The sequence below is a fragment of the Aquimarina agarilytica ZC1 genome (assembly GCF_000255455.1).
GTDB classification, from domain to species: domain Bacteria; phylum Bacteroidota; class Bacteroidia; order Flavobacteriales; family Flavobacteriaceae; genus Aquimarina; species Aquimarina agarilytica.
In genome coordinates, this window is sequence record NZ_JH621282.1 from 1 (window position 1) to 17156 (window position 17156).

13 protein-coding genes are annotated in these 17156 nt (G+C 30.9%); 11 read left to right on the forward strand and 2 right to left on the reverse strand.

All coding sequences use genetic code 11. The annotated features are described in order from the left end of the window. The first annotated feature begins 317 nt into the window (after window positions 1-317). From KQA_RS20790 to tamL, 6 genes are all read left to right on the forward strand, one after another. A complete protein-coding gene (locus KQA_RS20790; protein WP_085938381.1) occupies window positions 318-644 on the forward strand; it encodes an FAD-binding domain-containing protein in 327 nt (108 codons plus the stop codon). Window positions 645-704: 60 nt separating this feature from the next. Beyond that, the gene (locus tag KQA_RS19965; RefSeq protein WP_232285910.1) at window positions 705-1043 is read left to right on the forward strand and encodes a hypothetical protein; all 339 of its coding nucleotides are present in this window, start codon (window positions 705-707) and stop codon (window positions 1041-1043) included. 393 nt (window positions 1044-1436) lie between these two features. Continuing rightward, entirely contained in the window at window positions 1437-1940 is a 504-nt protein-coding gene (locus tag KQA_RS0215225; RefSeq protein WP_010182345.1) for a mechanosensitive ion channel domain-containing protein, read from the forward strand. 29 nt (window positions 1941-1969) lie between these two features. After that, the gene (locus tag KQA_RS0215230) at window positions 1970-3154 is read left to right on the forward strand and encodes a cation:proton antiporter domain-containing protein (protein ID WP_010182346.1); all 1185 of its coding nucleotides are present in this window, start codon (window positions 1970-1972) and stop codon (window positions 3152-3154) included. 177 nt (window positions 3155-3331) lie between these two features. Further along, window positions 3332-8356, forward strand: coding sequence for a translocation/assembly module TamB domain-containing protein (locus KQA_RS0215235; RefSeq protein WP_010182347.1), 5025 nt, complete (start codon window positions 3332-3334; stop codon window positions 8354-8356). Further along, a complete protein-coding gene (gene tamL / locus KQA_RS0215240) occupies window positions 8353-10605 on the forward strand; it encodes a translocation and assembly module lipoprotein TamL (RefSeq protein WP_010182349.1) in 2253 nt (750 codons plus the stop codon). Before KQA_RS0215235 ends, tamL begins: the two co-directional genes overlap by 4 nt. Before the next feature lie 94 nt (window positions 10606-10699). On the opposite strand, the gene KQA_RS0215245 is transcribed toward tamL, so the two are convergent. Then, entirely contained in the window at window positions 10700-11245 is a 546-nt protein-coding gene (locus KQA_RS0215245; protein WP_010182350.1) for a hypothetical protein, read from the reverse strand. Between the two features lie 165 nt (window positions 11246-11410). Between KQA_RS0215245 and KQA_RS0215250 the strand changes: the two genes are divergently transcribed. From KQA_RS0215250 to corA, 3 genes are all read left to right on the forward strand, one after another. Next, window positions 11411-12613: a sensor histidine kinase gene (locus KQA_RS0215250; protein WP_010182351.1), complete on the forward strand. Its 1203-nt coding sequence runs from the start codon at window positions 11411-11413 to the stop codon at window positions 12611-12613. A gap of 123 nt (window positions 12614-12736) precedes the next feature. Further along, window positions 12737-13033, forward strand: a complete 297-nt coding sequence (locus KQA_RS0215255) for a hypothetical protein (RefSeq protein WP_010182352.1) — start codon at window positions 12737-12739, stop codon at window positions 13031-13033. Window positions 13034-13113: 80 nt separating this feature from the next. Next, window positions 13114-14172 carry a magnesium/cobalt transporter CorA gene (corA, locus tag KQA_RS0215260; protein WP_010182354.1) on the forward strand — a complete coding sequence of 353 codons (1059 nt, stop codon included), beginning with the start codon at window positions 13114-13116 and terminating at the stop codon, window positions 14170-14172. A 6-nt stretch (window positions 14173-14178) separates the two neighbouring features. On the opposite strand, the gene KQA_RS0215265 is transcribed toward corA, so the two are convergent. Beyond that, window positions 14179-15069 (reverse strand): YihY/virulence factor BrkB family protein, encoded by an 891-nt coding sequence (locus KQA_RS0215265; RefSeq protein WP_010182356.1) that lies wholly within the window; start codon window positions 15067-15069, stop codon window positions 14179-14181. 152 nt (window positions 15070-15221) lie between these two features. Here KQA_RS0215265 and KQA_RS0215270 point away from each other — a divergent pair, with 152 nt between their 5' ends. Both KQA_RS0215270 and KQA_RS19085 read left to right on the forward strand, forming a co-directional pair. Continuing rightward, entirely contained in the window at window positions 15222-15875 is a 654-nt protein-coding gene (locus KQA_RS0215270) for a hypothetical protein (protein ID WP_010182357.1), read from the forward strand. Between the two features lie 9 nt (window positions 15876-15884). Next, window positions 15885-17111 (forward strand): Pycsar system effector family protein, encoded by a 1227-nt coding sequence (locus KQA_RS19085; RefSeq protein ID WP_010182358.1) that lies wholly within the window; start codon window positions 15885-15887, stop codon window positions 17109-17111. Window positions 17112-17156: the final 45 nt, after the last annotated feature.

The window sequence follows — 17156 nt, forward strand, 5'->3', positions numbered from 1 at the left end:
ACAAAATAGTAATAATTAACGAGGCAAGCCTCGAGGTATTAAACCTGATAGCGAATAAATTCTCTTTAGGAACGGTTAAATCGTATATAGAACTATACTCACTTAACGGTAAAACTTGTTGCTGAATTATCATAATTCAAAATACAAAAAAGAGCAGGATTTTCTAAATCCTGCTCTTTTTAATTAAAAATTGACTTTTTCAATAGCCTCGCATATGGTGATTCATTTTTGAAATAACAGGGAGGGACTATTTTAAATTTAAATTAATGCGGACACAAAATAAAGTTTATCTAACCAAACGATAAACTAATAAGACAATTAAATTTAAAAATGACACAAATTTATTTAAAAAATGGTGTAATGGCACAACAAGTATTCCTTTTGTAGATGCCCATATGCGAAAACTAAATGCAACAGGTTTTATGAGTAATCGTGGTAGAGTAAACTGTTCTAGTTTTTTAATACACGATTATTTAATCGATTGGACATGGGGAGTAACTTATTTCAACTCAAAATTAATTGATTATGACGTAGCAACTAATTGGATGAACTGGTATATGCAAAGTACAACAGCTGCACACATATACGCTTGTGGAGATGTTACCGATACATCAGTACCCTTAACTCCATTATCTGGTTTATAAGGTAGAATTGTAGGAAATAATATTGTATCGGCTGGCACAGAAAAATTTGAATACCCACTAATTCCCTCAACAGTATTCACCTCACCAAATTTATCAAGTGTCGGTTTAACTGAAGTAGAAGCTAAAGAAAAATTTTCACTGATAGATATTTATGAAGGAAATGCATCAAAATGGTTCAACGCTAAAAAATCGAATGAATCTTTGTATATGTTTAAAATTATAGTAGATCAAAAATCAGATCAATTAATAGGAGCACACCTACTGGGTGGTAATGCTAATGAGGTTATAAATTTTTTATCAACTGCAATTGTTCAAAAAATGACAGTAAAAGAACTTAAGCAATTGGTGTATTCATACCCTTCGTATACAAGTGATATTAAGCGGATGCTTACAAAATAATGATTCTTCACATTTCATGTTAACTATTTTTTAGCAAATCGTATTAGAGTTAATCATAAAATTGATCGGTTTAAAACCGAACAGAATAATATATTAAAATTGCATAAAAGCTATGTTAAATGAAAATCACGCTATTAATCTTCAGAGAATGACTGGATTTTATTATTAAAACTGGCAAGTCAATAAATGGATCCGGAAACTTTTATTGTGCCTTCGAGGATTTAAAAATAGGTTGCATTACACATGTAACCTTTTTTTATTAAATTATATCTAAAATTTTATGGTTTAATAGAGCTATAAATTGAACCAATTTGATAAAATTATGCAAACAAATTAGGAGCACTTTATTATAATGATAGTACATTTGAAACTAAATTATAAAACACAAAAATAATGCTATCTACATCTGAAATTATGTATACTTCTGTTTTATTGATTGTAATTTTTATAATAAACTATTTTGCTAAACGAGGTGTTAAAAAATTCACCTTATTACGGCAAATGGAAATCAATAGAAAAAAAATTATTTTTAAACTAATACATTTAGTTGAGTATATAGTTATTGCAATTGGTTTAGCAATTATTTGGGGAATTGACATGAAACAATTTTCTGTTTTTATGTCATCCGTATTAGCGGTACTCGGTGTTGGTTTTTTTGCGCAATGGTCTTTACTATCCAACCTAACGGCCAGTGTTATTTTATTTTTTAGTCACCCATTAAGACTAGGAGATCGTATTAGGATTCTAGATAAAGATTTTGATTGGACAGGTAGAGTCATCGATATTACTGGGTTTTACCTATTCATGAAAACAGATGATAATAGAAATTTAACTATCCCGAATTATTTAGTATTACAAAAAGGAATCGAAATTCTGGAAAACGAAACTCCTGAGTAATTATCGAATATAATAAAACTACTTAAACCATGTTTCTGTCAACTACATTAGACCCTATAGTCGCTTTAGTATCCTTAATGGCTATCCTTATAATTTTACTAGGTCTTTTTTTAAGAAAAATAAAACAACCTTATATAATTGGCTATATTTTGGTTGGTGCCTTTTTAGGAGAGCATGGTATGGGTTTTATAAAAGATGCTGAAACCATTAAACATTTAGGCGAAATTGGTATTATTCTATTACTATTTTTTATTGGTATGGAAATTAGCTTACTTGAATTGGTTAAAAAATGGAAAATTGCTGCCATTGGTACTACCTTACAAGTTATAATTAGCGTACTTGTTTTAATGGGTATTGGTTATTTTCTCAATTGGAAAATAGAGCGTTCAATAATTATGGGATTTGTAATTTCGCTAAGTAGTTCTGCCATAATTATTAAGTTATTGGAGGATAAAAATCTTATCAACTCTAAAATTGGTAAAAACGTTTTGAGTATTCTTCTAACCCAGGATATTATTGTTGTTCCATTACTTATTATTGCTTCGCTATTAGGAGGCGAACCCGAACCTATTGAAAGTATCCTTTTAATGTCAGTAGGTGGCGTTTTAATCATACTTACGCTATTTTATCTATATAAAAAGCGAGAAATAAAACTCCCCTTCTCCGATAAAATTAAAAAAGATCATGAACTTCAGGTATTTCTGGCTATTCTAATGTGTTTTGGTGGGGCATTACTTGCTTCATTATTTGGTTTATCTCCTGCATTGGGCGCCTTTATTGGGGGTATGGTCATGCATTCAGCCAAATCCACCGATTGGATACACAATACACTACATTCTTTTCGCGTGCTTTTTGTTGCCTTTTTTTTTATCAGTGTAGGCTTACAAATTAATTTTATGTTTATCTATAATAATATGATAACCATTGCCGAAGTATTAATTGCGGTATATATTATTAATCATATAATTAATGCCGTAATTCTAAAATTATTTTCGTGTACGTGGAAAGAAGCTCTTGTAGGTGGTGCACTGTTATCTCAAATTGGTGAATTGAGTTTTCTACTAAGTTTTTCGGCATATAGTATGAATGTAATTGGCAATTATGCCTATAATTTTACAATTAGTTTAATATCCTTAACACTAATTATAAGTCCTTTTTACATTGGCCTTACTGAAAAATTGACTCAGAGAAAATCAGAAAAAACAATAGAATAACACGTACAATTTTTCAAGAATTTAGTGTACAAAAAACTCATATTCTTATAAAAATTTATTTATATAATAAAGCAGTCTACCTTATTAAATAAATTATGAACTCAATAAATAATACTATTACCTATTATGCTTTCATTAGATTAAAAATACTAAGGAACTAGTATCTTTGATCCGACAATGAAGAAAGAAAGTTTTTCGAATTATAGCAAGCTAATCAAGATAATTAAAATCCTTTTTGCAAGTATCATTTTACTACTTGCAATCATCATTTTATTTATTAGAAGTCCTTGGGGACAAGACATAATTATTTCTAAGGCAACCACATTTATATCTGATAAAACACAAACTATAGTTACAATTGATAAATTATATTTGGGATTTTCAGGTGACTTGTTGTTAAAAGGACTTTATGTAGAAGATCAGAAAAATGACACCTTAGTATATTCAAAAAAAATAGTAGCCAATGTTGGGCTACTTTCTTTAGTAAAAGGAGACGAGTTCAACTTAAAATCGCTGTATTGGGAAGGGCTTAAAGCTAATGTGTATCGTAAGGATACCATTACTGATTTCAATTATTCCTTTATTGTTGATGCTTTTTCCACAAAAGATACAAAGCCTATTGATACGACATCAACAGCTTTGGACATCAAACTAGGTAAACTCAAATTAAAAGATTTTGATATTAAATTCAAGGATCAGGTTTTAGGTATTAAAAGTAGTCTATTTTTTACTGATTTATCGCTCAAAATAAACACCTTTGATTTAAAAAATGCTCATTTTGGCATAGATAACATATCCCTTGCTAACGCAAAAATTAATTACCACCAAACTAAAGCTTTTGCTGAAAGTGATACTGAAACAAATAGTTTGCTCCCTTTAATCAATTTAGATAAGCTTAGCATAAAAAATAGTGCTCTCAATTATATCTCAGATACTGATCGCACCAAGGCAAATCTAACTATTCAAGAATTGCAATTGGCGCTTCCAACACTTGACCTCAATAATCAAATAGTTGATTTAGAATATTTGGCCTTCAATAATAGTCGTGTTTCTCTTTATAAATTAACACCTACTTCTTCTTCTTCAAAACCCAAGGATGCTCATACTCCTTTTAGCTGGCCTACTTGGCAAATTAACGCTAAAAAAATGGCGCTAAATAATAATCAAATACAACTTAAAACTGGCAATACAGTATTACCAGCTGATATTTTTAATGCCGAAAACACAAGCTTCAAACAACTAAGTCTAAAAGCTAAAAATATAATTTATAAGCCTGCTAATGCTTCCGCAGAAGTAACCAAATTTTCATTTACAGAACAGAGTGGTTTTAATCTTCAAAAATTAGCTACTCAATTTGAATTAACTGACAAGCATGCTACTTTAAAAAATTTATCCATAATTACCGGGAATAACTCTCTTAACGGAAATGTAAAAATTGAGTATAACTCATTTGAGGCATTTATTAAAAATCCATCAACTACTAAAATAGCTGTTACCCTACCAGAATTAAAATTAAATCCAAAAGATGCTTATTATTTTACTCCAGATCTAAAAAAGAACGATTATGTAAAGGCTATTGCTAAAAACAATATTACTGGTCGGGTATCCATTACTGGAGAAATTAAAAATATAAATATTGCGCAAACACAACTAGCTTGGGGAAAGGAAACTAACCTAGATGTGACTGGTAGAATCGTGAATCCAACCGAAGTAAATTCTCTAGGTTTTGACATTGCAAATTTAACTTTTAGCACTGTAAAAAACGATTTACATAATTTCATAAATCCCGATACGCTAGGCATTGCTTTTCCTAGTAGTATTAAATTGAATGGAACGGCTTCTGGAATAATCAATAATTTTAAAAGTGATTTTAAGATTAACATGCCTGAAGGAGCTATTTCGTTTAATGGAAATTTTAAAAATAGCACTACAATAGCAACAAATAGCTCCATTGATATTAAAAAATTAGATTTAAAAACCCTTTTAAAAAATGAAAACCTAAGTATTTATAGTTTTTCTACAAAAATTAATGCTGAAGGAACTAGTTTTAATGACTTAACGGGTAAGCTCACAACAGACTTTTCAAAACTATCCTACAATAATTACGACTTTTCTGCCTTAAAAATCAACGCTGAACTTACTAATGGAAAAGGAGCTATCACTGCAAATTACAAAGATGAAAACTTAGATTTTGACTGGAATAATTCTGTCGAGCTAGACTCCATAAACTCAAATGTAAATTCAAAAATTGAGATAAAAGGAGTAAACTTGATGGCATTAGGCTTTTCGAAAGAAGATATCAGAGCAAAATTTAATGTAGAAAGTGAAATTGATATAAGAGATACTACCGAAATTATTTTTAAAGGGAAATTCACCGATGCGCTGGCTGTAAAAAACAATAAACCATTCTTGTTAGGCGACATTAATCTGAGTGGTAATCTTACCGAAAAAAATACTCAATTTGCCATTAATAGCAGCCCCATAACGGCTTCCTTAAATTCAAATACAGATTTAGCAAACTTAACCAATGCGTTGCAAAAACAATTTAATGCCTATTTTGATAAAACGACAACCGCTGTAAACGATAGTTTACAACCTAATGTGAATATGCAATTAAAAGGCTCCATTAAAGAAGCGCCAATTCTTAAAAATTTATTTCTTCCAGACCTAGAATCCTTGGCTCCTGCTTCTGTAAATATCGATTTTAATTCCATAGAAAGTACATTAAAAACAAGAATTACCGCTCCGCACGTAATTTACAATGGCAATTCATTAGATAGCCTTAAAGTTAATATTAATGTCACAAAAGAAAATTTGGATTTTAATATGGGGGTAACTAATATTTCAGGAAGCGCTATTGATATAAAAAAAATCAACTTTGACGGAAGTTTAAAAAATAGTGTCCTCCTTTCTAAACTAGAAGCTAAAAACAATAAAGACATATTGCTCAGTGTTTCCACCGAAGTGACCAAAAAAAAGGATTCAACAATCATACATATTATACCTAACAAATTAATTATTAATAAAGAAAACTGGTCGCTTCCTAGCGATAATTCAATACTATACACCACCAATTATCTAGGTTTAACTAATTTTAATCTTACTAATAATAATCAACAAATTAAGGTAAGCAATACGCTACCTCAGGAAAACAAAAAACATATTGGTTTTAAATTTTCCAATTTTAAACTGAGTACACTTACTGGTTTAATAAACCAAGAAAAACTAGTTGCATCAGGCAAACTGAATGGTAACTTTATTATTGAAGATCCCTTTAAAAACCCTGGAATAGTAGCCAACGTAACTATTCAAAATTTAAAAGCTTTTGAGGTTCCTTTAGGCACTTTTAAACTTAAAGCTACATCCAACACAGCCAATAATTATGAATTAAATCTTGGAGTTAAAGGACCTACCATAAATTTAGATATTGATGGTAATTACAAGGTTTCCAAACAAACTGCGGCTTTGAATTTTGATATTGACTTAAAAAATTTAGAGCTCAATGCTGTTGAAGAATTTGCGTCCACTTACATTTCCAAAACCTCAGGAAGCCTTAATGGAAACATTAAGTTAACGGGAACCACAAGCTCACCTATTTTAAATGGTGATTTAAAATTTAAAAATTCTGGATTAACCATCAATGCCTTAAATGCCGAGTTTAAATTACCCCAAGAAATCATAAAGCTAGATAATACTGGAGTTTATTTTTCTAAATTTAAAATGGTCGATGCTCAAAATAACTCATTAATCTTGGATGGTAAAATAAGTACCGATGAGTTGACTAATCCTAATTTTGATTTACGTATTAATGCTAAAAATATTCAACTATTAAATTCTACTAAGGATGATAACAGTCTTTTTTATGGTAATGTAAATTTAGATACAAATATTACAGTAAAAGGAGATTTAGAACTCCCAATAGTTACTGGTAAATTGACGATCAACGAGAGTTCAAATTTTACTTATGTTGTTCCCGAAGATGATGTTGATCTTATTGAAAAAAAAGGAGTGGTTCTCTTTGTAAATAAAAAGAACCCAGATGATATATTGACTAAGCAATCAGATGAATCTTCTGCAGAAGCAGTTTTAAAAGGCTATGATATTAATACCGAACTTAGTGTTTCTAAAAAGTCTGTCTTTAACATTATTATTGATGAACGCGCGGGAGATAATTTAAAGGTTGAGGGCAACGGAGATTTTAAGTTTGGTATTTCATCCAATGGGGATATGTCGTTATCAGGAAAGTATGAAGTGAATAGTGGTCATTATGAGGCTAGTCTATATAATATTGTAAAACGCCGTTTTGATATTGCTAAAGGAAGTACTATTACTTGGCGTGGTAATCCTTTGGAAGCCGATATGGATGTTCGTGCAATTTACAATATAGAAACCGCTGCTTCTGGATTAATGTCTTCACAAATATCAGGTATAAATAGCTCGAGTGCGAGCAAGTACAATCAAAAGCTACCCTTTAAAGTGTATTTAAATTTAGATGGAGAGTTGCTTAAACCCGAAATCTCGTTCAATTTAGATATGCCTAAAGATAGTCAAGGCGAAATTGGTGGTGAGGTTTACAGCCAGGTTCAACAATTAAATACACAGGAGGAACAATTGAATAAGCAAGTATTTTCACTTTTAGTGCTTAATCAATTTTTTCCCTCTTCCACTAGTGATGGCGGTAGCGGCGGTTCGTTATCAATTGCTCGAGATAATGCCAATAATGTGTTATCCAATCAGCTAAATAGTTTTTCTAATAAACTTACCGGAAATACAGGTATTGAATTGGATTTTGGCTTAGATAGCTATACAGATTATCAAGGTAATAGCCCTAGTAATCGAACGCAACTAGATGTAAATGCACGTAAAAAATTACTTAACGATCGTTTGATAGTTGAAGTAGGAAGTGGTATAAATATCAATGAAAGTTCGCAAAATACTCAAAATTCAAATGCTACTACTCCATTGGTAGGTACCATAAATATTCAATACCTTTTTGATGATAAAGGGAAGTGGCGATTAAAGGCTTACAGAAAAAATGAATTTGAAAACTTTATAGATGGCCAAGTAATACTTACTGGACTTTCTGTTCTGTTTAATCAAGAGTTTAATAAATTTAAAGATCTTTTTGCTAAGCAAGTGCAGGAAGAAGTTTTGAAAACCAAAAAAGCAACAGCCTCACCCCAAGAAACTAGTACTCCATGAAAATAATTTTTCCATTATTCTTATTTATGGTTTTATTCATCACTTCGTGCAATATAAATAAGTTTATACCCAAAGGTGAAACCCTTTATACAGGAGCTTCATTTAATATTACTGCGGAAGAAAAACTTAAAAATAAAACGAATATTGAAGCCACCTTAGCTGCCTTACAAAGACCTCAACCCAACAGCAATAAATTAGGCTTATACGCGCACTATAAAACACAAAAAGAAAAACCAAACTTTATATATAAATTTATTAACAAAAAAATTGGCGAAGCACCTGTTTATCAATCGGATGTGGATGTACAAAAAACCGAAAACTTAATTGTAAACCGATTAGAAAATTTAGGTTTTTTTTACAGCAACGTAAGTTCTAAAATAAAAAAAACCAATAAAAGAAGTCGAGTTAAATATAATATAACCGTAAAAGAACCCTATACCCTAGCCACTTTTCAATTAGATAATGACAGCCTACCCATACTTAATGAAATCCAACAAACGCTTAAAGAAACTTATCTTAAAAAAGGAGATCGTTTTGATTTAAATAAACTAAAGCTAGAGCGTGAACGGATTGATAATAAATTAAAGGCCATAGGCTATTACAACTTTAACGCCGATTTTTTGATTTTTGAATTGGATACCAATCAATACAAAACCAAAAAATTTGATCTATACTTGCGTTTAAAAAAAGAAGTTCCGCAAAAAGCATTAATCCCTTATCGTTTAGGAAATATAAATGTATATCCTAATTACAGTGTTGAGGATAAAGCAAGTTTGGCTGATACTATTCAAATCAATGGCGTAAATTTTATTCAAGATTCTTTATTTTTTAAACCTAAACGCTTACGCCCGTTTGTTCTTTTTAAACAAAACCAGTGGTACAATCCTACAAAATTTAAAACAACAAGTAAACGATTATCTTCTATTGGTGCTTACAAGTTTGTGAATGTACAATTCGATGAAAAACCTTTGCAGATTAATGATAGCATCGGTTATTTAGAAACCAATGTGTTGCTATCGCCTTTAAAAAAACGAGCTTTGAGTGCCGAATTCCAAGCAAACACCAAATCGAGTGGGTTTACTGGACCTGCACTATCGCTTAGTCATACCAACCGAAATTTATTTAAAGGTGGCGAAATTGTTAAAATTACTGCAAAAGTTGGTTACGAAATTCAGGTTGGTGGCAACTCGGATGACACTGCAGGCTTGAGCAGTACCGAATTAGGATTAACAGGAGATTTAATTTTTCCGCGACTTTTATTTCCGATGAATTTATCAGATCAATTTCAATATGCGGTACCTCGAACAAAAATTAGTGCTGGAGTAACCTACTTAAACCGAAGTCAACTATATAGTCTAGGAAGTTTTAATAGCAGTTTTGGATATCAATGGACGGCTAATGATTATGCATTTCATACTTTTAATCCCATTAGTATCAGTTATATCAGATTAGCAAATAGTACTAATGAATTCGAAAGTATTTTGAATGACAATCCTTTTTTACGAAGTAGTTTTGACCAACAATTAATTGCAGGAATGACCTATAATTTCACTTATAATGAATTAAATAATCCATCTAAAAAAAATCCATTTTATTTTTCTAGCAATCTAGAAATTTCAGGAAATGCTTTAAGCTTACTGAGCAACAAAACCAACGAACAGGGAAAAAACACTATTTTAGGAGTAGAATATGCTCAATATATCAAACTAGATACTGATTTCCGTTTTACGTTTGATCTTAAAAAAGAACAATCAATTGTTACTCGTTTGTACGGTGGTTACGGTTATGCTTATGGTAACTCAAGTGTATTGCCGTTTTCTAAGCAATTCTTTTCTGGTGGTGCCTATAGTATTCGAGCATTTCGAACACGTTCTATTGGTCCTGGAAATTATGTTTCCAATGATAATGCTACTGATACTTTTTTTGATCGTTCTGGAGATATTAAACTTGAATCTAATATTGAATATCGCTTTCCGCTATACTCTTTTCTTAAAGGTGCTTTATTTGTAGATGCTGGGAATGTTTGGTTACGTAATGAAAATGAAACTTTACCTAATAGCACTTTTTCTGAAGATTTTATAAATGAATTAGCCATTGGGGCTGGCCTTGGCTTTCGAGTAGATATTCAGGGTTTTGTAATTCGTTTAGATTGGGCCGCTCCGATCCATTCTCCGGCAGATAACATTGGTGAATACCAATTTACACCAAGTGATGGTATTTTTAATTTTGCTATTGGATATCCTTTTTAATTTGTATCCCACTTAAGTAAAACTCAAAAAAAAAACACCTCTAAAAAAATTATTTCTAGGGTGTTTGTACATGATAGCTTTATCTACTTACTAATTAAATACCTAAAATTTCAGCATCTATAAAAATATCAGAATCCGCTTCAATTACATATTCTGTTTCAATGGTTTGGTCAACCTTAACATTATAACTCAAGATATAAAAGTCTTTTCTTAAATAAGAAGCTAATTCAGTTGAGGCAACATCTAACTTTATAGTCTTCAATTGTGTTTCTGGAATAGCATCCAAACTTGCTATTAAAACCCTATCCAAACCATCAGCCTCAATGTAAATTTCAATTTCATTTAAAAAATCAAAGTTTCCTGTATCTGGACTTTTAATACTAAGTACTAACTTTCGTAGTCTAGCACTTTCAATTAAATCCCTTCTGGAATTATTGTTCTCAAATTCTTGTTGACTATCAACTGAAACTTCTGGAGTAGGAACTGATAACGGAATATCAACTACTGTTGTTGATGGCACACTAAATTCAGACTGTTGAGATATGGTGAATTGAGTTAGTTTATCAAGTTCATCTTTACACGAAACATAACATAATGAATATAAGGCAATTGCAATGGGGATAATTTTTTTTAAACTCATAATATAGATTTTATTTCTTCAAAAATAAATACATTATACATTAGAGACTAATCAAATGAGGATTTGCATTCATATTATTTTGATATAGATACAAATTAGTTTCCTACAGAAAAAAAAATAGTTATTTTAAACTATTTTAAACATCTTTGATAAAAAATTAGATCTATGATAGCACCAAAACTTCCTGATAATGAATATGAAAGACAAAAAGCTGTTGAAAAATATATGTTACTGGACACTTTAAGTGAAGAAAAATACGATGATATCACTAGATTAGCTTCATACATTTGTGATAGTCCAATATCACTAATTACATTACTTGACAAAGAACGAAATTTTTTAAAATCGCACCACGGCATTCCTTTTAATGAATCACCAAGAGCAATTTCGTTTTGTGGTCATGCTATCAATTCTAATAGTGATATTACCATTGTGGAAGATGCCAGGAAAGATGAAAGATTTCATGACAACCCGCTTGTAGCAGAACATAATGCTATTTTTTACGCTGGCGCTCCCCTAGTTGATGCTTCGGGCTTTAAACTGGGTACGTTATGTGTTTACGATGTAAAACCAAGAAAGCTTACAAAAAATCAAATTGATGCTTTACTATCAATGTCCAAGCAGGTCGTTCACTTATTTGAACAACGATACCAAAATCACTTATTAAAAAAAGCACAAGATAATCTAAAAGAAAGAAATGAAAATTTAAAATCTTTTGCTGGCATTGTGTCGCATGATTTAAAATCTCCATTAGCTAATATAATATCGTTAACACAACTACTAGAAGATGACAATCAAGGAAATTTAAATGAAGAATCTAAATTATACATTGAATATCTCAAAAGCTCTTCAAATACCCTAAAAGATTATATTGACGGGTTATTAGAATTTTATAAAAGTGACGAAATATCTAAATTTAACAAAGAAACGATCACTTTTGACGCCTTAATTTCCGAACTAAAATTGATTATTGATCCCGAAAATACTATTGAATTAATCAATACCTCGAGTATAGATTGCATTACCGCAAACAAGTCTGCTGTTTTACAGGTTTTGGTAAATTTAGCTACAAATGCCATTAAGTATAATTCTAAAGAAAAGGTAACGATAGAAATTGATCTAAAGGAAGATGAAAATTTTCATTTCATAACGGTAAAAGATAATGGCGATGGAATTGATAAGGCACACATGGATACCATATTTGATCTTTTTTCTGTGGCTTCGTTAGCCGATAAATATGGAAAAAGAGGTACTGGGATTGGTTTGGCTACCGTAAAAAAAATAGTGCAAAATTTAGGAGGTGAAATAAATGTAAGCTCCCAATCCAATGTCGGCACTAGCTTTAAATTTTCGATATCAAAAAACTAACTATTTGATTTGATATAATTTTATAATTTTTACGTCATCCTATTTTAAAAAAGTCAAAGAACAAATTAAAGAAGCACATATTATACCTGCAAACTTGTGAAATTTGCAAAAAAACTTAAGATCATGGAAGTTAAATTTCACAACACAAAAAATAAAAAATTAACAAAACTAAATACGCTAATAAGTAAAAAGCTTCAACTATTAAATATGAGTTATCCTTATGTTGTAAAAGCAGACATTTTCTACGACTCGCACGTAAGTTACAAGGGAATTAAAAAATCTTGTGAGATTAAATTAAAAACATCGGGACCAGAATTTTCTGTAAATTGCTTTGAAAATAATTACCATAAAGCTGTTGAAAACACACTAAAAGTACTCGAATTTCAAGTGCATAATGCATTGCAATTCGCTACGGCTTAAATTTTTCATCATGCCTTAGCTTTAGTATTAGCAACACAAGCCAAATAGTATTATTTTGCATGTAATTATTACACATTCATATGGCTAAAAAATCAAAATATGCTAAAGCAGTAGGCTTGGCTCCCGGAACTATTATTTATACTGGAAATAAGACCAACGCAGATACATTTATTGAAGTTTTTGATTATACAAAGTCAAGTTATGTGTGTAATGAATTTAGCACAATTGACAATTGCTATGATTATAAACATACAGATTCAACCACGTGGATAAATATTAACGGTCTGAATACTACCGAAACTATACAAAAAATTGGTACGCATTACCAATTACATCCACTGATTTTAGAAGATATAACAAGTATTCATCAACGACCTAAAATTGATGAATATGATGATTATATCTTTGCTGTTTTTAAAATGCTTTATTACAATGACAACAATGAGCTAAAAGTAGAACACATAAGTTTTGTTCTTGGATCAAACTATGTGCTTTCTTTTCAAGAAGCTGATGGTGATGTTTTTGATAACATTCGCAATAGAATAACACAAAACAAAGGAATTATTAGAAGTAATGGTGCAGACTATTTACTCTATTCTCTTATGGATGCCATTGTTGATAATTACTTTTTAATAATAGAAACTCTTGGAGAAAAAATTGAAAACATTGAAGAAAATCTTTTTGACAATCCAGATAAAGCCAGCGTTCAGGAAATTCAACAACTAAAACGTGAGGCTTTAAAAATTAGACGTTCTATTTTTCCTTTGCGTGAAGTAGTCAACAAATTAGATAAAACCACTACTTCGCTAATACAAGATAAAACTAGAAATTATATTCGAGATTTATACGATCATACCATCCAAGTAATTGAAACCATAGAAATATATCGTGATATGCTCTGGGGATTAATGGATATGTATATGACTGCTACCAGTAATAAAATGAACGAGGTCATGAAAGTTTTAACCATTATAGCCACCATATTTATTCCTTTAACCTTTATATCAGGTATTTATGGAATGAATTTTGAGTATATCCCAGAACTTAAATACAAATACGGCTACCAAACACTTTGGGTTATAATGATAACTATATTTATAGGATTACTTATCTATTTTAAGAAGAAAAAATGGTTATAAGTGTATCTATTGCGTAGTATCTACAAACTTAGCATGATCTTGAGCCGCTATTGGTTCATTAAATGACTCCGAATATACTTTGGTGAATTCTGCTCCAAAAAACAAAATTAAACTTGAGTATGATACCCAGAGCATAATAAGTACCACTGTACCAGCAGCTCCAAAAGCCGAAGCAGGGTTCATAGTGCCAAAGTATACTCCTAATCCGTATTTGCCCGCGCTAAATAGCAAACTAGTTACAAAAGCCCCTAACCAAACGTATTTCCATTTAATTGTAATATCAGGTAGAATTTTAAAAATCATACCAAATAATACCGTTATCAAGCCTAAGGGTATAACAAAATTAATAAGATGAATAATCCACAATACTACATCTGGCATATTCCCTTGTATCCAGTCGCCAATAGCAGAAATCAGCGCCGTTAATACCAAAGAAATTAAAAGTAAAAATCCAATTATTAAAATTAACCCCAAAGAAAATAACCGATCCTTAAGTAATTTTAAAAAGCCTTCCTTAGGATTTGGCTCCACTCCCCATAGATTATTTAGCGCTTTTTGAAGGGCAACAAACATTCCTGTGGCTCCATACAAAAGCGTAGCCACACCAATTATAATGGCAAATGCTGTTTGATCTTGTATCAGCGCATTTTGCATTAAATTATCAACTGTTACCGAAGCATCTTTACCCAATACACCTCCAATTTCATTCAAAATCTTTGTTCTTACTTGCTGCTCATCATAAAACAAGCCTGTTACTTGAACTACTATAATTAGTAATGCAGGAAAAGAAAAAAGTGCATAGTAACTAACTGCGGCACTCATTTGAAAAGGATCACTAGCCATCCAATTCTTATAAGTTTGAACAATTAATTGAATTCCATTTTTAAGCTTCTGCATAATTTGTATAATAATTTATATACTACAAATCTCTACAAATACAAGTTACTATCTTAACTCATTTGAGTCTAAAATGAGCTGTTTTTTCAATAGAGTCCTAGTTTACTTTAAATGAACTAAGCATTAAGTATCTATTAAAATAACTTGCATACATGACAAACGACTTAATGCAAAAAAAACTGATATGCTTACTAGGAGTTTCATTCATTCAACTATTTATGTTTTCACAAAATTTACAACATACCACTAATAAAATAATTCCTCAAGCTATAGCCGTAGAGGTTACAAAAGCCTTAAGTTACTATCCTAGCCTAAAAAAAACACCCATAGAATTTGAAATTAGAAGCGATATGAAAACTTCATTTATGAAGGCTCAACCTAAATTTTCATCGTTATTTAAGTCAAAGAAAAATAGAACGTACAAAATATTAATTAGCGAAACCTTTAGTTTAGAAAATAAAGAGCTCAAATTAACTGCCATTCCTTCAACTGTTTTAATAGGTTGGTTTGGACATGAATTGGGTCATATTATGGACTATAAAGAACGTAATACATTAAATCTTATCTGGTTTGGTATTCGGTATTATTTTTCTGGTAACTACATTCGAAAAGCGGAAAGAATCGCAGACTCCTATGCGGTTTCTCACCATATGAAAGATTACATTTTACAGACTAAAAATTTCATTCTAAATCATACAGAACTTTCCGAAAAATATAAAGCAAAAATTAAACGCTTATATGTTTCTCCAGACGAATTACTCAAAATTGTTGAAGATCAAGAAACCCAGAAATTGCTCACTCAATAACTCAAAATTATGGATACTATTTTAAAAAAATCACAAGATTATGTTTTTGAGTTACTCAAAGAGCAGTTACCCAAAAACTATATCTACCACACATTCCTGCACACACGTAGGGTGGTTGAAAGCGCTCAAGAAATTATAGAAGCATCAAATATAATCGAAAATGACGCACTAATAATACAGATAGCTGCCTGGTTTCATGATACCGGATACATAAATAATCCTAAGAATCATGAGGTTGAAAGTGCTTTAATAGCTAACAATTTCCTTTCTAAAGAAAACATTGACCACAAAACAATACAGAAAATTGAGGGCTGTATACTTGCCACTAAGTTGACAGTTAGCCCAAAAAACTTTAATGAAGAAGTTCTTAAGGATGCAGATACCTCGCATTTAGCCAAAGATTATTTTAATAACGTAAGCGATTTGTTACGCCAGGAACTTATGGTACAAGGTATTGCAACGTATACTAACAAAGAATGGCGAGAAGAAAACATTAAATTGTTTACTGAAAAACATAAGTTTTATACAGAATATGCAATTTTAAACTGGGAAGAGAAGAAAAATAAACATTTAAAAAAATTACTTAAAAAAAGAAATAAAGCACTTACCAACAAAAAAGAAGAGGCCTTTAAAGCAAAAGCCAAAGCCACTTTTAAAAATGATAATCCCGAACGCGCTATTCAATCAATGTACCGAGTAACGTTAAAAAATCACATCAAGCTTAGTGATATTGCAGATACCAAAGCAAACATCTTACTCTCGGTAAATGCGATTATAATTTCATTGGCATTGGCTAATTTAATTCCTAAACTAGACTCCCCCCCCACTAATAAGCATCTTATTATACCCAGTTTAGTATTAGTACTTTTCAGTGTAGCTTCTATTATATTATCCATACTATCAACACGACCCAAAGTTACAGGCGGAGAGTTTACAAAAGAAGATGTAAAAAATAGAAAAGCCAATTTATTGTTTTTTGGAAATTTCCATAAAATGCCGTTAGAAACTTTCCAATGGGGAATCAAAGAGATCATTAAAGACAAAGATTACATTTATGAAATACTAACCAAGGATTTATACTATCTAGGCTTAGTACTCCATAAAAAATACAAACTTTTAAAACTAACCTATATCATTTTTATGATAGGAATTATTTCTTCGGTAGTTGTTTTTGTGTATGCATTTTTCAATTTAGATCTAGCTCAAGCTGCTGCGGAACACTTGCAAAAGCCTTGAAATTAAATATAAGTATTAGAATAAAAATTAGCTATCAGCCCCTAA